Below are 16,911 nucleotides of genomic sequence, written 5' to 3'. Positions count from 1 at the left end.
AAATAGAGTCTTGCTAGTTCTAAGTGAAGCTGCTATCCAGCTTCTGATGAATCATGACGCGGTTTACACGAAAACGGGTTGACTCCTCCACCTCGAAGACCACTCCATCGAATGTTGTTTTCTTCCCGACTGCCGGATTACCTTCAAGTTCCTTGAATAACCAGCCGCCAATGGAATCAACATTATGCTCCTCAATCATTAATCCGGTTAAATCATTCACTTCTTCAATGAGCATTCGCCCATCCACCGAAAAGTACTCATCGTACACTTCCATTTCCGGACGTTCATCTTCAAATTCATCGTACAAGTCACCGACGATCTCTTCCAGAATCTTCTCGGCTGTGAGTATGCCGGCAGTTCCCCCATACTCATCTATCACAAGAGCAAGCTGCTCATGCTTCGCTTGCATCTGACGAAGCACCTTGCTGATCTCCGTCGATTCCGATACGTCCATAATCGGTCTGACCAAGCTGGCCAGATCACGCTGTTTCTCAGGATCGGCGAGTAAAAGATCCGTAATATGAACAAATCCGATGATGCGGTCCTTGTTGTCCGTTGCAACCGGATAACGGGAATGCTTCGTCTCGCTGACAATCTGCAAGTTCTCTTCCAACGTAAGATTCGTGAACAGAACGTCCATATCGGTTCTCGGCAGCATGATTTCCCTGGCTCGCAAGTCGGAGAAATCGAACAGGTTGTCCATCAGCTTCATCTCATTCTCATCGATGACCCCGCTCTTTGCACTCTCGTTCATCAGAATTCGAATCTCTTCTTCCGAGTGGGCCGCCTCAGCTTCGCTTACCGGCTGAATACCGGCCAGCTTGAGGATACGGTTTGCGGACGCATTGAGTATCCAGATCACCGGCAGAAAAATGCGGTAAAACCAGAGCAGCGGAGCCGACAGGATCAGTGCCGTCCCCTCCGTTCGCTGAATCGCAATTGATTTAGGGGCAAGCTCCCCTAATACAATATGCAGGAAGGTGATAATACAGAAGCCGACTGCAACGGAGATTGTGCTGATCAATCGCTCATCCGTAAAGCCAATACTGTGCATAATCGGCGCTACCAGCAAATCCGAAATTGCAGGTTCCCCAATCCAGCCCAAACCCAGTGAAGTCAAGGTGATTCCAAGCTGAGTCGCGGATAAATACGCATCCAGCTTTTGGTTAACTTTCAGCGCAATACCTGCAAGCCGGTTGCCTTCACTAACGAGCTGGGTCAACCGGGATTGACGCATCTTCACAAGTGAAAACTCCGCAGCTACAAACACACCGTTCAACAAAACGAGCAGGAAAACCAAGAGTAAATTCAAAATCAGTTGCCCGACCTCAAATTCCTCTGCCATGATGACACGCCTTCTTTCTAGGGTTCTAGTTTGTCTGTGCTTTTCTTGACTTGAAATCCACACCCCGATAGTACATGTCAGCTACCAACAAATTCGGGCCGCAGCAGCTTACTGCATCACAATGACAGTTGACGGTTTGATTTAACGGGTGGCCGGTCGACCATTCGTCAAAAATATCGTCCAGCTTCTGTTCCTTAATATTACCAAAAGCCGGGATATCAGCAAAATCCGTAACATACACGTCACCCGAGAATAAATTCACATTCACCCGGTTGCGACCATCCGGATCATTGCGAACCGTTACATTAGGCTCTTGCCGCAGGCGGCGGATGATCTCCTGATCGTTAGCATCGAAGCTGCACGCATAAAAAGGCAGCGTTCCGAACAGCATCCAGATCTCAGGGTCGCGCACATCCAGCAAATGCTGAATGGCGGCCTTCGTATCCGCTAAGGACAACACAGGCAGAGCAGAAGCAAAGTTCGATGCATACATCGGATGGACTTCATGCCGCTTGGCGCCCATGTCCTTAATCAACCTGTGAATGCCTCCCAATTTGGTATGCGTTCGGTAGTTAATCATGGATTCAGCGGAGATGTACATTCCCGCCGCACTCAATTTTTCCGAATTGAGAAGCATCGTATCATACATCTTGTATGCTGTTTCCTTAGAAACAGGACGCGCACTATTCGCAAATCCGACTTCATAGAAGTCGTCCCCGTTCAAATAATTAAAGGAGATATGCATAACATCCAGATAGGGCAGCATCTTCTCGTAACGGCTGATATCGAGCGTCAAATTAGAGTTGATCTGGGTCCGAATTCCCCGATCCCTGGCATACTTAAGAAGGGGAACAATCACGTTGTCCACCGTCTTGCCGAGAAATGCCGGCTCCCCACCGGTCAAACTGATCGTCTGCAGATGCTCTACCTCGTCGAGCCGCCTCAGCATGGTATCAAGTGGCAGCATCGGAGCTTCCTTCATGACAAGCATATCGCCAACAGCGCAATGTTCACAGCGCATATTACAAAGATGCGTCACTGTCATTTCCACGCTGGTCAGCACATGGCGGCCATGCTCACGCAATGAAGTTATCGGATCCCACGGATCATAACTCGGCGAAATGGGCCTCAAAGCTGATGGAAATGGCTGTGCTGTATTACTCATGGTTCACTCACCTTACTTCTTTGAATTACCGATTCTATCAGTACAACTTACATGGATGTACTTACGGTTGTTGATCATGCCCATTATATGATTATAACATACCCGTACAGAAGGCTTGTGTTTCATTCTTGGTGAATATCAGCCGGTTTCCCTTCCGCGATCAGGCGTATCCCTGGCAGCAGGCTTATATCGAGAAAACATCCAGTTTGGACTCCACCAATTGGCTTTGCCCAGCATTTTCATGAATGCAGGAACAAGTAAAACACGAATCACCGTAGCATCCAGAAGAACAGCCGCAGTTAAACCTAAACCGATTGCTTTCATGACTTCATTATCCGTAAATACAAAGGCACCCACAACGACAGCCAGAATCAGGGCAGCACTTGTGATCAGCCCACCCGTGCTCTCCAGACCTTCGGCTGTGCTGTATTCATTATCCCCCGTCCGCTCATAGTTCTCCATAATCCGAGAGAGCATCATGACTTCATAGTCCATGGATATGCCAAACACAACACAGAATATCAGGATCGGCAAAAGTGCAAAAATGGATCCTGTTGAGGACACGCCCAGCCATTCTGCGCCTATCCCCTCTTGAAATACCCACACAACGATCCCGAGTCCCGCACCAAGGCTGAGCAGGTTCATCACACTCGCTTTTAACGGGAGCACCATCGATCGGAACGCTATAAGGAGAATGACGTAAGTCACTACAAATACAAAGGTAAGGACAAACAGAATATTCTGATGAATAACGTCAATGATGTCCAGTTTATAAGCAGGGCTACCTGTTACATAGGTTGTCAGGCCCAACGCATCCATCGTTCTCAAATCCCGGACAAGCTGCGTTGTTAACGCATGAGATTCACCGTATTCCGGAATCACAGCTACTGCGGCCATCTCTCCCCTTACGAAACGATGCTGTTCCAGCTGCTGGCGGATATCTGCACGAGACAAATACTTGGACACTTCATCGATGGACCCCCGCCCGATGCTCAGATAGCTCTCCACCCGCTTCACGCCCGGCATGATCCTGATTTCATCCGTATATGCCTTCATCTGCTCGATGCTGCGCAAATCCTCATAAGAGGCAGGCAGCTCCACAGCAACAACGATGGAGTTTAGTTCACGCTCATCATAAGCCTGTGCAAGCAGGTCATGACCATAACGGGATTCATAGGCTGGAGGCAGAACCTCGGCAGCCGGGATCTCGATGTTCATGTTTCGTACCGGATAAATGGCCAGCAGAAGCGCACCGATCACAGCTATCGAGATCGTCACAGGATGAGCCATGACAAACCTGGATAGTTTTCTCCACATGCCTGAAGTCTGCTGTGCACGGAAGTGCCGGAATTTGGCCGGGAATAGAGGGAGTGTATGAATGCGGGGTCCCAGTAGCCCCAACAGTGCGGGAAGAAGCGTGTTGCCTGCCAGAACCGATAACAGCACCACCGTAATGCCGCCAAGGCTAAAGGAACGGAAAATCGGCAGATTGATAAAACCCATGGCCACAAAACCGATCAATACAGCGGCTCCGGAGAACATGACCGCTTTGCCGGCTGTTGCACAAGTGACGGCCAAGGCACTTTCCACGTCTCCGCTGCGCGCTTGCATCTCTTCTTTGAATCGGCTTACTACGATCAGAGCATAATCAATACCTACAGCCAGACCCAGCATCGTGACAACATTCGGAAGAAAATTACTGATCGAACCGTCAGCCATGGCAACAAAATACAGGAGCCCCATCGTAACAACCACGCTGACCACGCCTGCGATCAGCGGAAGGATCGCCGCGGTCAATGTGCCGAAGACCACGGCCAAAATGATCAAAGCTGCAGGTATGCCAATCATCTCGGCTTGGATTATGTCGCTTTTGACAGCTTCATTCATATCGGCGAATATGGCCGTATTTCCGGTTATGTAAGTATCCGCTCCCGTAATGGCAGGGACCGATTCCCTAATCTCATCAAACTGTAACAGGGCTTCCGAGGAGTCCAGGTCCAGCAGCACCGTCACCGATACGATATGGTCCTGACCGGCTCTATGAGCTGCCAAATTCATATAGATATCTCTCACGTAAGGACGGGAACGCAAAGGCTCCAGCTCCGTTAGAATACGCCTCTGCGCCATGCCTGTTGTCAGGTTCTCATCACTGTTGCTGACCACGACAATATCCAGCGAGGCTGCCGAAAGCCCCAGCCCTTCCTCCAGCTTTTCAATCCCGATCTGGGCGGGACTATCCTCCGGTGTAAATCCGTTATGCTGCAATATGGAGGGAAGTTTAAACGCAAAAGGAAGCAGCCCGCAAAACAAAATAAGCCAAGTTACAACAACGGCTTTACGGTAGCGATATATCTGTCGCCCCCATGTATGCAGCAATGTTGTACGGCCGTTACGTTTCACGAGTCAACCTCCTTATAGTCAAGTTTGATCTATGGTGCTCTGTCCGATTCCGGCAATCATGATCGCCAAGGTTTCGGATAAATCCAATTCGTACGGAGCCGAGAGCGGCGTTCCGTCCCCATCCGTTAAGACACGAACCACCGGCCGATGGGGCACATGCGCGTGGATTTTGGATACAACCCCGCTTTCACCCGTGTGCAGCTTCACCGTTATCCCTGGAGGATATATTGCTACGCGGTCGCGGAACATGGCCAGAAATTGCTGTTCATACAGCGTTCCCGACCCGGCATACATGACTTCTACCGCTTCATGCGGCAGTAAGGCAGGCTTGTACACCCGCTGCGTTGTCATCGCATCGTAAGAATCCGTAATGGCAATCCATTTGGCATATTCATGGATGTCAGGGCCTTTCAATGCTCTTGGATAACCGCTGCCGTCCAGACGCTCATGATGCGACAGCGCGCAATGAGCTGATAACAGCGGAATATTGGGCTCGTCCTTTAATATTTTGAACCCGATTTCGGTATGCTTCTGGATCTCGCGAAATTCATCCTCGCTAAGCCGCCCGGGATGCTGCAGAAGCTTCTGGGAAATCCTGGTTTTTCCAATATCATGGAGCAGAGCCCCCAGACCGAGAACTCGAAGCTCCTCCCGGTTATATCCGTAGGACACGCCAAGAACCGTTGAATATAAACATACGTTTAAGGAATGGCGGTACAGATTGTAATCATTCGTATTCATATCGGTCAGCAGCACCATGCACTCATCATGTCCCGATATTTCATCCATGATCGATTCCATCATTCCCGAAAATGTCTTGCCCAAATGAAGAAAGCTGCCTTTCAGACTCGCTTGACTCTCCAGGTTCTTGAAGCTGGTTCGAATCGACCGAATCGCCTGAAGCCGTGTTTCTTCCGTCAATAACTCCGGAACCACGATATCCTCTGTCACTGCATCCTCGATATATACATATCCCAATTCTAATGTGCCAAGTCGGCGGATCAGTCCAGTCGTCAGTTCAACACCTTCAGCAAGCAGGACCAAACCGTCGCTATTGTATATTCTTTTACCAAGTACCATTCCCGGCCTCAACGCATGGATAGGTATAAGACGCAAATCCGTCACTTCCTCTGCTATTCTCAAACTTGTGTGGGATATAGCGTCTAGTCTTCAGTCGATCACTATACGAAGAAGCCGGACCACCTCTTGTGCCTACGATCTCTAGTGCATAATAAACAGCCAGAAAACAGCGGCGAGAACAAAACGGTAGATCGCGAAATGAGTGAGACGTATCTTCTGTATAAGCTTCATGAAGGCCAAGACGACAAAATAAGCGACAACAAACGAAACGATAAATCCGGCGAGAAATACACCAATCGTATCTGAAGTAAAATATGGATAAGAATCCAGCAATTCATAACCGGATGCAGCACACATAATAGGAATTGCGATAAGAAAAGAGAAATCAGCCGATGCCTTGTAACTCACTCCACTGAGCATGCCGCCGGAGATGGTCGAGCCCGAACGGGAAAAGCCCGGCCATAATACCGATATGATCTGATAGACACCAATCAGAAGTGCCTGCTTGTATGTCAATTCGTCCAGATCGTGTGAAGTCACTTGGACTTTATTTTTGTTGTACCATTCTGCAAATATCATGAAAATACCGCCCGCAACAAGTGCAAATAATACAGTTTGGGCATGAAACAGGCTCTTGATGAAATCCCTCGCAAAAAACGCTACCAGCAGCGCTGGAGCAATACCCAAAAATACATGAATCAGATTCAGTTTTTTGCGCGGCGCCTTTTTGTTCAAAGATTCACTTCGACTCCAGCCCAGCAGGTTCAGAATACGATTCCAGTAAACAATCGCAATCGCTAAAATAGCGCCAAGCTGAATAACAATTTCAAATGTCTTCATGATCGCTGTTTGATCATCGTACCCTAACACCTTGGCTGTCAAAATCATGTGGCCTGTGGAAGACACCGGAATGAATTCCGTTAATCCTTCCACAATCCCCAGTATAATAGCTGTTATAAAATCCATGTCCATCCCCTCCCTAACCTTTGTCCTCATATGTATGCTCGGCCAAAGGAAGTTAGTCGGGGGTTGTCAGGATATCCAGCGTGAAATCAAGGTCTCTTCAAGCGAGCCGGGGCGCGAAAGTTCTTTTCTCAGCAAATCTCGGATAAACTCCGGCAGCATGTAAACCGTATCCTTGCCAAGTGCCAGCGTCTCGTATCCGATTTTGAAAGTGAACATGTCCAGCGTCCCCACTTCATATTCACGTTGTCGATCCAGCGGCTGTCCCTGGATGGAGATATCGGTGATCTTGTGATACGGCTCTCCCTGCTTATCGTAGTGAATGCTTAATCCGTCTACGGCAAGCCCGCCTAATATATAGCCGCGAAAGCCGAAACCGAGTATTTTCTTGCTGCTAAACTCCTGGAGTAGACTCTCTTCAAGCGCCTTGTAGATATGTTCCCCAAGCAGCTTCACTACACAGGGGTTAATGGGGGAAGGACACAAACCATGGAGCATTCCCGTACTGATCTCGCCCTCCGGCAATGGACCGAGCAGCTGTCCCGAGTTAACGATGGCAAGTTCTGCCCCTGTGTGCTGAAGCACGGCCTGAGCCAGCAGGTTTGCAAACGGCGACTCCTCTTCATAATGGATCGGCAGACTCCGATCTATAACGGCAACAGACTCCGTTAATCGCTCCCTTGCCAACTCATGATGCCTCATGATCGCTTGTTCGACGATCGGCTCCATCACGCTCTTGTCAACGGGCAGAAGGCTGCCCTCAATACAAGTAAACCGCTCCTCCACATGGCTGCGCTGCATAACGATTCGACCAACATATTGTCCGAATTTGCCTGCGCCGCATACGGCGGTATTTCCGATCATCAGCGGTTCCTCTAAAATATGATGGGTATGACCGCCAAGAATGACATCAATGCCTTCGATAGTCTCTGCCAATCTTTTATCAATCGTTAGACCTAAATGGGATAGGACAATGACGATGTCGCACTTGTCCTGAAGTGCCTCTACTTGTTCAGCAATGGCCTGCACAGGATCCTCAGCTTCCCAGCCTAACAATTGATAAAATCCTGCAAAAGCAGCGGTTGCGCCTGTCAGCCCGATTCGGATGCCTTCCCGCTCAAGGATGACATGCTGTTTCATCCATGAAGGAGGAGCGCCGCTTATCGTCTCATGAATGTTGCAGCAGACGACAGGACATAGCAGTCCGGCGTAAACACTCTCCAAGATGTCATAGGGTATGGTCAACCCTTCATTATTGCCAATTGTAATCGCGTCGTATCCTGTCAGATTAATGACATCCACGTTGGCTTGGCCCATGGAGCCTTCCGTTTCCACCGAAGCCCGGTCCATATGATCACCGATATCCAGTACGATAGCAGAATCGCCGGCAGCCGTCTTTTCCCGGGAAATAAGTGCCGCCACCTTACTCATCATTTCAAAATGGCTGTGTATATCGTTGGTATACAGTATGGTAAGCGTCTGTTTATTGCCTTGTATCCCCATCTGGCGGCCCCCCTCCCTATGTTCGTTTTACGATAATTTCCGGTCTTACAAGCATAACATTTTAGCGAAGAATATGGTATATTGTAGCCCATAAGAATTACGAGGTGATAAAGATGTCGACAACCATTCCTTTACTGCTATTCGCCGGACTAGCTGATCGAATCGGCACCGGTTCGCTTGCCTTCAACGTACCGGGCCTCCCGCTTACAGCCGGCGAATTTAAGTCGCTTCTCAGCGAAGCTTATCCTCATGCCAAATCCCAGATTGCCACCGCTTTTGTAGCGGTCAATCAAGAATATGCCCTATCGGATCAGCTTATTCAGATTGGCGATGAGGTTGCTCTCATTCCGCCTGTATCCGGCGGTGATGGAACAGAGGGGGATGCCCCTGACTCGAAGTCCTCCACGGATGGGAATTGCCTTATCACTTACGACAAGCTGTCTGTAGAAGAGGCTGTAGCCAAAGTCCATGATGCAAATCATGGAGCTACACTTTCATTTATAGGAACTACCAGGGAATTGACCGGCGAGATGCGTACGGTTACGTTGGAATATGAGGCCTACATTCCGATGGCATTAAAAGAAATGCAGCAAATCTGTGCAGACATTCTCTCACAATGGCCTGGTACGCAATGCGCGATCTCTCATCGAATCGGTACCGTCGGCATAGGTGAAACCAGTGTGGTCATTGCCGTGTCCTCTCCCCATCGGGCATCCTGTTATGATGCCAGTCGCTACGCCATCGAACAGCTGAAGCGCTCCGTCCCGATATGGAAGAAGGAGATATGGGACGATGGGTCGGAGTGGAAAGGACCGCAGACCGGACCCTGGGACCCAATGATTAGGCAATAAGTCGTGATTATATCATTGTAAAACCATAATTTTCTTGCTAAGATAGTTTTGATCTTTTTACTTACTATAAGGGCAAGAGGTGCAATGATTTGAGAGTACATGTCACGGACCTGATACCCGGTGATCAAATGCAGCATGATGCTTACAACAGTAACGGCGTTCATGTTCTACAAAAAGGAGCAACACTTCGAATAGAGGATATATCCAAGCTGCTGCAGCACGGCATCGATTACATTGAAATAGAGCCACGGGCATTGACTGTATCCCTCGATCCATTATCTGAAATTTCAGATTCATTCAACAAGGTGAAACCACAATTCAATCTCGCATTCAACGGATGCTCCACCCTGTTCACGGAAGCATCTCAGTCCGGAAAGTTCAATGAATCCGTTGTAGACGATGTCTTCAAACCTTTGGTCGGCTCTCTGGATGAGCATACGGATGTCGTATCCCTCCTCCTCCTCTTTAACGGTAAAGATGATTACACCTACCGGCACTCCATTCAAGTAGGAATGTTATCGTACTATATAGCGGATTGGATGGGATATTCCCAAAAGGAAGCTTACGATATTGGCAAAGCCGGTTATCTCCACGACATTGGCAAGAGCAAGATTTCAAGAGATATACTGGACAAGCCTGGCAAGCTCACCCCTGAAGAGTTTGAGGAAGTGAAGCTGCACACCATCTATGGTTACGAGATGATCTCGGAATCCATGAATGATAAGGTTACCGCAATGGTTGCCCTGCAGCACCATGAGCGAGACGATGGCTCCGGTTATCCCAGAGCACTCCGTGAAGATCAGATCCATCCATATGCCCAAATATGTGCTGTCGCGGATGTATATAGCGCGATGACAACGAACCGGGTGTATCAGTCCAAGCAGCAGCTGTTAACCGTTCTTCGGGAGCTCTACAGCCTCAGTTTCGGTAAGCTGAACGGCAAGCCTACACACGCCTTCATCCAGCAAATGCTTCCGAACTTTATTGGCAAAAAAGTTCAGCTGACAACCGGTGAATCGGGCATTATTGTGATGAACAATCCCTCGGATTACTTCCGTCCGTTGGTGAAAACCGACGACCGGTTCATCGATCTTTCCAAGGAATACAATACGGCGATTCTGGAGATCCTCCTGTAATCTGTAAACCGCGTTTTTCTATGGTTACGTCCTTTTCGAATTCATTTCGATATATACATTTGAAATAAAGGTTCCCCGGCTGGATGAGAGATTCACCACCGGGGAACCTTTTCATATTTTCAAGGGAAGGTGTGATATTTCTCACATCCGATCCCTCCTGGTTTCTGGCAGAATATAAGACGTATCCCGATAACCTGAGCACGCAAGCATAAAAGTCACACTAGATACATCATGGGACCGTTCCTGTCAAAATGAATGGAGAAGGACACCAGGCTTTCCCCTTCTCTGTGGGCTTTAATAATCGGGAATAAGCAAAAAAAGGGGCAAACCACTCGCATGTGAGTGATTTGCCCCTGTGTTTAGGATTTAACCGATGGAACCTTCCATCTCGAACTTGATAAGACGATTCATCTCTACCGCATACTCCATTGGGAGTTCTTTGGTGAACGGTTCGATGAAGCCCATAACGATCATTTGTGTAGCTTCAGCTTCACTGAGACCACGGCTCATAAGGTAGAACAATTGATCCTCGGAAACCTTGGATACGGTCGCTTCATGCTCCAGCACGATATTATCGTTCTTGATTTCATTGTAAGGAATCGTATCGGATGTAGATTCGTTATCCAATATGAGTGTGTCACACTTGATGTTGGCTTTGGCGCCTTCCGCGTTGCGGCCGAAGGAGGCAAGTCCGCGGTACGTTACTTTACCGCCGTGCTTGCTGATGGATTTGGATACAATGGTAGACGTTGTATCCGGTGCCAGGTGAATCATTTTAGCCCCTGCATCCTGATGCTGGCCTTTACCTGCTACAGCGATGGACAATACCATCCCTTTAGCGCCGCGGCCTTTCAGAATAACAGCTGGGTATTTCATTGTAAGTTTGGAGCCGATGTTGCCATCAACCCATTCCATCGTTGCATTCTCTTCAGCAACCGCACGCTTCGTAACGAGGTTGTAGATATTAGGTGCCCAGTTCTGGATCGTTGTATAACGAACGCGAGCGTTCTTTTTACAGATGATCTCAACTACCGCGCTGTGAAGCGAGTTCGTGCTGTAGATTGGAGCTGTACAGCCCTCTACGTAGTGAACAAAGCTATCTTCGTCCGCAATGATCAGGGTACGCTCAAACTGTCCCATGTTCTCGGAGTTGATGCGGAAATATGCTTGCAGCGGAATTTCGCATTTCACACCTTTTGGAACATAGATAAAGCTTCCGCCGGACCATACGGCACTGTTAAGTGCAGCAAATTTGTTATCCGTTGGAGGTACCACCGTTGCAAAGTATTCTCTCAAAATTTCCGGATGCTCTCTGAGCGCCGTGTCGGTATCCATGAAGATGACACCTTGATCCTCAAGATCCTTCTGCATGTTGTGATAAACAACCTCGGATTCGTACTGTGCGGATACACCGGCCAGAAACTTCTGCTCTGCTTCCGGAATTCCTAATTTGTCAAAGGTTTCTTTGATCTCGGTAGGTACTTCCTCCCAAGTCTTCCCTTGCTTATCAGAAGGTCTTACATAATACTGGATATCGTTGAAATCGAGCTCGTCGAGGTCGCCGCCCCAGCGAGGCATTTGCATTTTCTCGAACTGCTCCAGTGATTTCAGGCGAAATTCCAGCATCCATTCCGGCTCGTTCTTGATTTTGGAAATTTCCATAACGACTTCACGTGTCAAACCTTTACCGGTTTGAAAAATAGCTTTGTGCTCGTCGCGGAAACCATATTTATACTCTTCCATTTCTGGTGCTTTTTTAGCCATTTAACTTACCTCCCTATCGATCTATTATCGTTCGCTTACTTCGCGTCTATTCCTTTTCGGAGTGCGTTCCACGCAAGTGTTGCACACTTAATGCGGGCAGGAAATTTATTAACACCGGATAGGGCTTCAATGTCCTCGTACTCTTCAAATTCCACGGCCTCACCTTTCATAAGGGAGGAGAAGCGGTTCGCAAGACTAATTGCTTCATCAAGCGACTTGCCCTTTACAGCATCGGTCATCATCGAAGCGGAAGACATGCTGATGGAACAGCCTTCGCCTGTATATTTGGCATCGGCAACAACGCCGTTCTCCACCTTCAGCTGCAAGGAAATTCGATCTCCGCAAGTCGGATTGTTCAAATCGATGGTTACCACATCTTCATCAAACTTTCCGCGGTTGCGGGGGTTCTTATAATGATCCATGATGACACGTCTATACAAATCGTCAAGTTGCATCGCCGAAATACTCCTTTGTCTGGATTAAGGCGCTAACTAACCGATCAACGTCCTCCTCTGTATTATACAGATAAAAGCTCGCACGTGCCGTAGATGATACTTTTAACCAACGCATAAGCGGCTGACAACAATGATGTCCTGCTCGAATCGCAATTCCTTGTGCATCAAGTACCGTGGCTACATCATGCGGGTGAACGTCTCCAAGATTGAATGTAACGAGACCGACCTTGCGTTCGCGTGGACCGTATATCGTAATCCCTTCAATCTCGGACATGCGGTTCATAGCGTAAGCCGCAAGCTGAGTCTCATGTTGTTCGATCGCGTCCATTCCGATTTCCTCCAGGAAATCGATAGCGGCGCCAAGACCGACAGCCCCTGCAATGATAGGCGTGCCCCCCTCAAACTTCCAAGGGAGCTCCTTCCAATTCGATTCGTACAATCCAACATCATTGATCATCTCGCCGCCGAATTCGATCGGCTCCATTGATTCCAGCAGCGCCTTCTTGCCGTATAATGCGCCGATGCCTGTTGGAGCACACATCTTGTGGCCGGACAAGGCGTAGAAATCGCAATCCAAGTCCTGAACGTCCACCTTCATGTGCGGTGTGCTTTGAGCGCCGTCAACCACAACAACTGCACCGTGGCGATGGGCGATTTCCGCGATTTGTTTTACAGGATGCACAATGCCCATGACATTGGATACGTAAGCAATCGCAACGACCTTCGTCCGTTCGGTAACGATGGCCTCTACATCCTCGACCCTGATCGAGCCGTCAGGCTGCAGAGGAATATATTTCAGCGTAGCGCCAACGGCCAGGGCCGCTTGCTGCCACGGAATGAGATTACTATGATGCTCCATTTCCGTCAGGACAATTTCATCCTCGGGACCGCATACAGAGCGTGCGTACGACGAAGCAACCAGATTCAGTGCCGTCGTTGTACCGCGGGTAAAAATAATCTGTTCCGAACTCTCGGCATTAATGAAACGGGCAACCTTCTCCCTGGCTCCTTCATAAGCGTCGGTAGCACGGCTGCCGAGCGTATGAACCCCGCGGTGCACATTGGAGTTCTCCCACTCGTAGTACCGCTTGACAGCATCTATGACTACCTGCGGCTTTTGAGATGTCGCGGCATTGTCGAGATATACCAGCGGATGTCCGTTAATCTCCTGATGAAGGATGGGAAATTGCTCACGGACGGAGGCTATCATTGTCCCAGCTTCCTTTCAACAAGCCCCTGCAGCTGATCGCGAAGTCCCTCAAGCGGGATTTCACTTACAACCGGAGCCAAGAAGCCATAAATAATCAAGGATTCAGCCACTGTACGCGAGATACCGCGGGACATCAGGTAATAGACTTGCTCCCGGTTCACTTGTCCGACGGACGCTGCGTGTCCTGCCGTTACATCGTCCTCGTCAATCAACAGGATCGGGTTCGCGTCGCCGCGGGCTTTCGGGCTGAGCATCAGAACGCGCTCGGTTTGTTGTCCGTCCGCCTTCGTTGCACCCTTCTCGATCTTGGTGATTCCGTTGATGATGGCCTGGGCTTCTTCACGCATGACCGCGCGAGTAATCATCTGGGATTCAGAGCTCTTGCCAAAATGCTTCGCTTGCGTCGTGTAGTTAATCTTCTGGGAGCCGGAACCAACTGCAATGATTTTTGCATCGGAGGTTGAGCCATTGCCCTTCAGAATACTCATGGTGTCACTTGCTGTATCCCCATCATTCATCTCGCCGACGATCCATTCGATGGAGGCATCATTCTCCAGCACCGCGCGGCGGAATGTAACATCCGTTACCTCGCCGGTCAATTGGTGTACGGAAGCATACCGAACCTTCGCGCCATTTTTAACGAATACTTCCACCGCTCCGTTGTGCGTTACCGGCCCAGTCAGGGAATCCGATACGTAGTTATCCACATACGTAATCTGACTGTTCGCTTCCGCTACGACCAGAACATGCGGAGCAAATGTCGCTTCGGCATCATCACTCAGCATAACGGCCTGAAGCGGAACATCCACCTCTACGTTTTTGGGAACATAGAGGAACACCCCGCCGTTCCATACCGCAGCATGCAGAGCAGCCATCGAATGCTCATCGTTCTTAAGCGCTTGGTGCAGATAAGGTTTAACCAAATCCGCATGCTCTTTAACCGCTGTTTCCAGATCGGTAAAGATAACGCCTTTTGCAGCAAGTTCCGGTGCCAAGCTTACATGCACAGTTCCCGAGTTGCGTTGAATAACCAGACCGCCTTCTCTTGAACCTTCTACAAGTTTAGCAACTTGTTCAGGCAGATCATCAAGGGAAGCAAGTTTCTTGCTCTCTTTATATTCACCGTAGCTTTGAATGTTCCAGCGTTCAATACGCTGTTTCTCCAGCTTGGGCAGTTCCAACTGGCCAGCCAGTTCCAGAGAAGCCAGACGGCTGTCTGTCAGCCAAGTCGGCTCCTGTTTACTTTCGGACAATGCCTTCAGAGCCTCAGCGTTGACCGGAAGAATGGTTTGTGTAGTCATATCGTTTCCTCCTCCCGTCTATTTACGCGTCTTGACCTACAGTTTCATCAGTAATGCCCAGCTCTTCTTTAATCCAGTCGTAACCCTCAGCTTCCAGACGCTCCGCCAGTTCAGGACCGCCGGATTTCACGATGCGGCCTTGCATCATAACATGTACATAATCTGGCGTGATATAGTTAAGCAAACGCTGGTAGTGGGTAATAATCAAGAAACCGCGTTCTTCCGATTTCATGGCATTCACGCCGTTCGCTACAATTCTCAAAGCATCGATATCAAGACCGGAGTCGATTTCGTCAAGAATCACAATTTTCGGATCCAGCATCATCATTTGCAGGATTTCGTTACGCTTCTTCTCACCGCCGGAGAAGCCTTCGTTCAGGTAACGATGGGCAAACTCAGGGTTCATCTCGAGCTCTTTCATTTTGCCTTCCATTTGACGGATGAATTTGATCAACGAGATTTCGTTACCTTCGCCGCGGCGCGCGTTGATGGAGCTGCGCAGGAAGTCGGAGTTCGTAACACCAGCGATTTCGCTAGGATATTGCATAGCCAGGAACAGACCGGCGAGTGCGCGCTCATCAACTTCCATATCCAGCACATCTTCATCATTCAACAAAACTTTACCGTCTGTAACTTCATATTTAGGATGACCCATCAAAGCGGAAGCCAACGTACTTTTGCCTGTGCCGTTTGGTCCCATGATGGCATGAATTTCTCCGCCCTTCATCTCAAGGTTGATTCCCTTAAGGATCTCCTTGCCTTCGATTGTTGCTTTCAATCCTTCAATGACAAACTTGGTTGACATATTAGATTCCCTCCGTTAGATAGGTAGTGTATTTTTGTCCTATATGATAACAGGATTTGGACGCCCTGATTTCATAAATAAAAAATAATTATTTATTTATAATCATTCTAAACTGATTATCAATGATTCTCAAGCCATTTTATAATAAAATATGACGTATTTCAACCGGACAAGCGTTTTAGAGACAACATTCGGACAACCAAAACACTTAAAAAACAGGCTTGACCGATAGACCGGCCAAGCCTGTTTTAATCTGCTCTGCTCATCCTGTAGTTGCTGATGCTTCTAGTGTCGTCACGGCATCCGTCACCGGCGTTAACGCTCGTTGACAAACGGTGTTATAGTCATCATCATGTTGAGCTGTACAGGCGCACGTTGGACGAGCACCCTAAAGCTCTGCAAATACAAGTCATGAACATGGCATCGCTACATTATTATTCACGAATTATCCAAGGAAGGAACGCAGCATCCACATATGCTTCTCAAGATCAGCCTTGAAGCCTGTAAACATATCCGCTGTAGGCGCATCTCCGGCTTCCTCAGCCATTTCGATACCTTCTGTCAGCTCTTCCGATACGGTAGCAAAGTCCTCAATCAGGGCTTGTACCATTCCGCGAGTATCCTCGTTGCCGGAAGCTTCCTGAACCGTTGCAAGTTCCAAATATTCTTTCATGGTTGCCGCAGGCTTGCCTTTGATCGACAGCAGGCGCTCCGCAACCTCATCCATTTTAAGTGTAACTTCATCGTACAGTTCCTCGAACTTGACATGAAGGGAGAAGAATTGCTCTCCTGTTACATACCAATGATAATTATGAAGTTTGACATAGAGCACGTTGAAATTCGCGACCTGTTGGTTCAACAGCTGCTCTAAGCTGGAGTTTTTTGTTTTTCCTGCAGATTTGCCTGATGTAGTTTTTGCCATGGTTAATCCCT

14 protein-coding genes are annotated in these 16,911 nt (G+C 48.6%); 2 read left to right on the top strand and 12 right to left on the bottom strand.

The features are described 5' to 3' along the window. Positions 1-19 precede the first annotated feature (19 nt). The 6 genes from B9D94_RS06535 to B9D94_RS06510 form a co-directional block, all read right to left on the bottom strand. Positions 20-1,345, bottom strand: a complete 1,326-nt coding sequence (locus B9D94_RS06535; protein ID WP_006212069.1) for a hemolysin family protein — start codon at positions 1,343-1,345, stop codon at positions 20-22. Positions 1,346-1,370: 25 nt separating this feature from the next. Continuing rightward, positions 1,371-2,510: a radical SAM/CxCxxxxC motif protein YfkAB gene (yfkAB, locus tag B9D94_RS06530; protein WP_148246659.1), complete on the bottom strand. Its 1,140-nt coding sequence runs from the start codon at positions 2,508-2,510 to the stop codon at positions 1,371-1,373. A 138-nt stretch (positions 2,511-2,648) separates the two neighbouring features. Continuing rightward, on the bottom strand, positions 2,649-4,910 hold the full coding sequence (locus B9D94_RS06525; protein WP_148246658.1) for an MMPL family transporter: 2,262 nt from the start codon (positions 4,908-4,910) through the stop codon (positions 2,649-2,651). Positions 4,911-4,928: 18 nt separating this feature from the next. Next, positions 4,929-6,026, bottom strand: coding sequence for an HD-GYP domain-containing protein (locus B9D94_RS06520; protein ID WP_040680931.1), 1,098 nt, complete (start codon positions 6,024-6,026; stop codon positions 4,929-4,931). A 105-nt stretch (positions 6,027-6,131) separates the two neighbouring features. Further along, positions 6,132-6,956: an undecaprenyl-diphosphate phosphatase gene (locus B9D94_RS06515; RefSeq protein ID WP_006212072.1), complete on the bottom strand. Its 825-nt coding sequence runs from the start codon at positions 6,954-6,956 to the stop codon at positions 6,132-6,134. Between the two features lie 66 nt (positions 6,957-7,022). Then, positions 7,023-8,456 (bottom strand): bifunctional metallophosphatase/5'-nucleotidase, encoded by a 1,434-nt coding sequence (locus B9D94_RS06510; RefSeq protein WP_148246657.1) that lies wholly within the window; start codon positions 8,454-8,456, stop codon positions 7,023-7,025. A gap of 113 nt (positions 8,457-8,569) precedes the next feature. On the opposite strand from B9D94_RS06510, the gene B9D94_RS06505 reads away from it, so the two are divergent. Then, a complete protein-coding gene (locus B9D94_RS06505) occupies positions 8,570-9,307 on the top strand; it encodes a molybdenum cofactor biosynthesis protein MoaE (RefSeq protein WP_148246656.1) in 738 nt (245 codons plus the stop codon). Between the two features lie 89 nt (positions 9,308-9,396). After that, positions 9,397-10,443, top strand: a complete 1,047-nt coding sequence (locus B9D94_RS06500; RefSeq protein WP_006212075.1) for an HD-GYP domain-containing protein — start codon at positions 9,397-9,399, stop codon at positions 10,441-10,443. Between the two features lie 366 nt (positions 10,444-10,809). Here B9D94_RS06500 and sufB read toward each other — a convergent pair whose 3' ends face one another. The 6 genes from sufB to B9D94_RS06470 form a co-directional block, all read right to left on the bottom strand. After that, a complete protein-coding gene (gene sufB, locus B9D94_RS06495) occupies positions 10,810-12,207 on the bottom strand; it encodes a Fe-S cluster assembly protein SufB (protein ID WP_006212076.1) in 1,398 nt (465 codons plus the stop codon). 35 nt (positions 12,208-12,242) lie between these two features. Further along, positions 12,243-12,662: a Fe-S cluster assembly sulfur transfer protein SufU gene (sufU, locus tag B9D94_RS06490; protein ID WP_006212077.1), complete on the bottom strand. Its 420-nt coding sequence runs from the start codon at positions 12,660-12,662 to the stop codon at positions 12,243-12,245. Then, positions 12,652-13,872, bottom strand: a complete 1,221-nt coding sequence (locus B9D94_RS06485; protein WP_148246655.1) for a cysteine desulfurase — start codon at positions 13,870-13,872, stop codon at positions 12,652-12,654. The genes sufU and B9D94_RS06485 overlap by 11 nt, the downstream gene beginning before the upstream one ends. Continuing rightward, positions 13,869-15,173: a Fe-S cluster assembly protein SufD gene (gene sufD / locus B9D94_RS06480; RefSeq protein WP_148246654.1), complete on the bottom strand. Its 1,305-nt coding sequence runs from the start codon at positions 15,171-15,173 to the stop codon at positions 13,869-13,871. Before sufD ends, B9D94_RS06485 begins: the two co-directional genes overlap by 4 nt. A 22-nt stretch (positions 15,174-15,195) precedes the next feature. Beyond that, entirely contained in the window at positions 15,196-15,978 is a 783-nt protein-coding gene (gene sufC, locus B9D94_RS06475) for a Fe-S cluster assembly ATPase SufC (RefSeq protein ID WP_006212080.1), read from the bottom strand. Positions 15,979-16,423: 445 nt separating this feature from the next. Further along, a complete protein-coding gene (locus tag B9D94_RS06470; protein ID WP_006212081.1) occupies positions 16,424-16,900 on the bottom strand; it encodes a Dps family protein in 477 nt (158 codons plus the stop codon). Between the last annotated feature and the right edge of the window lie 11 nt (positions 16,901-16,911).

This window comes from Paenibacillus sp. Cedars (genome assembly GCF_003184205.1).
Taxonomy (GTDB): Bacteria; Bacillota; Bacilli; order Paenibacillales; family Paenibacillaceae; genus Paenibacillus_AQ; species Paenibacillus_AQ glucanolyticus.
This window is presented reverse-complemented; position numbering and strand designations above follow the sequence as displayed.

Excerpts from the sequence above, each read along its gene's own strand:
- yfkAB (WP_148246659.1), bottom strand. The coding sequence starts at position 2,510 with ATGAGTAATACAGCACAGCCATTTCCATCAGCTTTGAGGCCCATTTCG.
- sufD (WP_148246654.1), bottom strand. The coding sequence starts at position 15,173 with ATGACTACACAAACCATTCTTCCGGTCAACGCTGAGGCTCTGAAGGCA.
- B9D94_RS06535 (WP_006212069.1), bottom strand. The coding sequence starts at position 1,345 with ATGGCAGAGGAATTTGAGGTCGGGCAACTGATTTTGAATTTACTCTTG.
- B9D94_RS06505 (WP_148246656.1), top strand. The coding sequence starts at position 8,570 with ATGTCGACAACCATTCCTTTACTGCTATTCGCCGGACTAGCTGATCGA.
- sufC (WP_006212080.1), bottom strand. The coding sequence starts at position 15,978 with ATGTCAACCAAGTTTGTCATTGAAGGATTGAAAGCAACAATCGAAGGC.
- B9D94_RS06485 (WP_148246655.1), bottom strand. The coding sequence starts at position 13,872 with ATGATAGCCTCCGTCCGTGAGCAATTTCCCATCCTTCATCAGGAGATT.
- B9D94_RS06470 (WP_006212081.1), bottom strand. The coding sequence starts at position 16,900 with ATGGCAAAAACTACATCAGGCAAATCTGCAGGAAAAACAAAAAACTCC.
- B9D94_RS06510 (WP_148246657.1), bottom strand. The coding sequence starts at position 8,456 with ATGGGGATACAAGGCAATAAACAGACGCTTACCATACTGTATACCAAC.
- sufU (WP_006212077.1), bottom strand. The coding sequence starts at position 12,662 with ATGCAACTTGACGATTTGTATAGACGTGTCATCATGGATCATTATAAG.
- B9D94_RS06515 (WP_006212072.1), bottom strand. The coding sequence starts at position 6,956 with ATGGATTTTATAACAGCTATTATACTGGGGATTGTGGAAGGATTAACG.
- sufB (WP_006212076.1), bottom strand. The coding sequence starts at position 12,207 with ATGGCTAAAAAAGCACCAGAAATGGAAGAGTATAAATATGGTTTCCGC.